The organism is Streptomyces sp. NPDC048483, from assembly GCF_040651455.1.
Taxonomy (GTDB): domain Bacteria; phylum Actinomycetota; class Actinomycetes; order Streptomycetales; family Streptomycetaceae; genus Streptomyces.
The window spans coordinates 1-1897 of sequence record NZ_JBEZJZ010000253.1; the positions used below are offsets into that span (position 1 = coordinate 1).

The window sequence follows — 1897 nt, forward strand, 5'->3', positions numbered from 1 at the left end:
GTCGGACAGCGAGAATCCCAGAGGACAAGTCCTTTGCGACGAAGCCCGAAATGGCGCGTGCGATGGTGCTGCGTGCGCTCGGCTCCGCGCTCCCAGCCTGGGTGACTGCTGACGCGGCCTACGGGCAGGAGCGGGGCTTCCGACGGACTCTGGAGGAAGCCGGTGTGGGCTATGTGCTGGCAGTTCCCAAGTCGCAGCAGGTCAAGTCGCCTGCGGGAAGTTGGCGCATCGACCATGTCCTGACCGGCGCCCCGGACGACGCCTGGGAGCGGATCTCGTGCGGGGACGGCGCGAAGGGGCCGCGGGTCTACGACTGGGCAGCAGCCAAGCTCCCCGCTGTCGACGACGCGAACGGCGAGGCACCCACGCACCACCGCTGGGTGCTGGCCCGTCGTAGTCTGGCCCGCCCCGACGAGATCGCCTACTACCTCGCCTTCGCACCACGCGAGACGGCCGTCGCCGAGTTGGTCCGCGTGGCCGGCTCCCGCTGGGCCATCGAGGAGTGCTTCCAGGCCGCGAAGAACGAGTGCGGCCTGGACCAGTACGAGGTCCGCCGCTACGTCGGCTGGTACCGCCACATCACCCTGGCCATGCTCGCCCACGCCTTCCTCGCCGCGATGTCGGCCACAGCCGCCGAAAAGGGGGTCGCAGAAACGAATCCGTCAGCCTCCTTCCCCTCACCGTGGCAGAAGTGCGGCGACTCTTGGACCTTGCCCATTCCCCAGCAGCCCGGCTACCTGGTCCCGAATATCGGCTCCGCTGGTCGCACTGGCGCCGACGCCACCAAGCCATCGCACGCTGCTGCCACTACCAGCGCCGCACGCACCCCGATCGGGTGAGTCACGAACAGCAACTACCCTGACGGAGCGTCAGCCAACTAGACTCGAAACAGGCTCGCTGACCAGCACAAATGGAGAAGCACGGCTGGAGTATTAGTACTCCAGCCGTAGATCGTGATCTTGCTGCCGAGGGCGGGTACGAGTACGCCCACCGCTGATCATCGATGTGTGAAGACTCAAGATCATGCGGCGGCCGCGGGCCACAACGTAGACCCTGCCCGCCGGCAGGAGGCGTTCGAGGTCCTGACGTCCCGGATAGCGGGCCGGTTCGCGCGGGTTGAGCCCCGGCGCCGGGTGTGGGACTTGGTGCTGGGGCTGCTGTCGGACCTGCCGCGCAAGAACTGCTGGAGCATCGCCGAGTGGGCCGGGGAGACCCGCCCGGACGGCATGCAGCACCTGCTCGGCCGGGCTCGGTGGGATGCCGACGCCGTACGCGACGATGTCCGCGAGTACGTGCTGGAACATCTGCGCGATCAGGACGCGGTGCTGGTCGTCGATGAGACCGGGGACATGAAGAAGGGCACGCACACCGTGTGCGTCCAGCGCCGAGGTGGCCACTGGGCCCGGTGTGCAAGTCGTGTTACCGCAACGCCCGCCGCCGGCCCGCCCGCTGTCCGAGCTGCGGGCGGACCCGCGTTCTGATCGCACGCAGGCAACGCGTGCGCGTGTGCGTGTGCGGACCGTGCGCCGGGCACGCCGACCCCTATGCCTGCCATCGTTGCGGGGACCCTCGCTCCTACCAAGCAGGTCTGGCACCCGGCACTGGACCAGAACGGGACACTTCGAGACAGCGCCGAGGCCGCCGAGCTGACCGGCATGGTCGACCTTGCCGGAAACCCGGCCCGCACCCGCATTACCGTGCGGCGCGAGCGACCGCACCCCGGCGCCCAACTGTCCCTGTTCGATCACGACGAGGGCCTGCGGCACCAGGTGTCCCTTACCGATAGCCCATACTCCGGCGGCGGCTCCGCGCAGTTCTTGGAGGTTCGCCACCGCGGACACGCCACCGTCGAAGACCACATCCGGTGCGGCAAGAGCACCGGCTTCGGCCGCTTCCC

Annotated in this window: 1 protein-coding gene and 2 pseudogenes; all 3 read left to right on the forward strand. The window is 68.6% G+C overall.

Annotated elements, in window-relative coordinates:
• The coding region (locus AB0D04_RS42630) for an IS701 family transposase (protein ID WP_362712874.1) at positions 1 to 839 on the forward strand (839 nt) is incomplete at its 5' end.
• Positions 840 to 1082: 243 nt separating this feature from the next.
• A pseudogene (locus AB0D04_RS42635) lies at positions 1083 to 1388 on the forward strand (transposase); the annotation flags it as partial.
• Between the two features lie 201 nt (positions 1389 to 1589).
• Positions 1590 to 1897 (forward strand): annotated as a pseudogene (locus tag AB0D04_RS42640) (IS1380 family transposase); the annotation flags it as partial.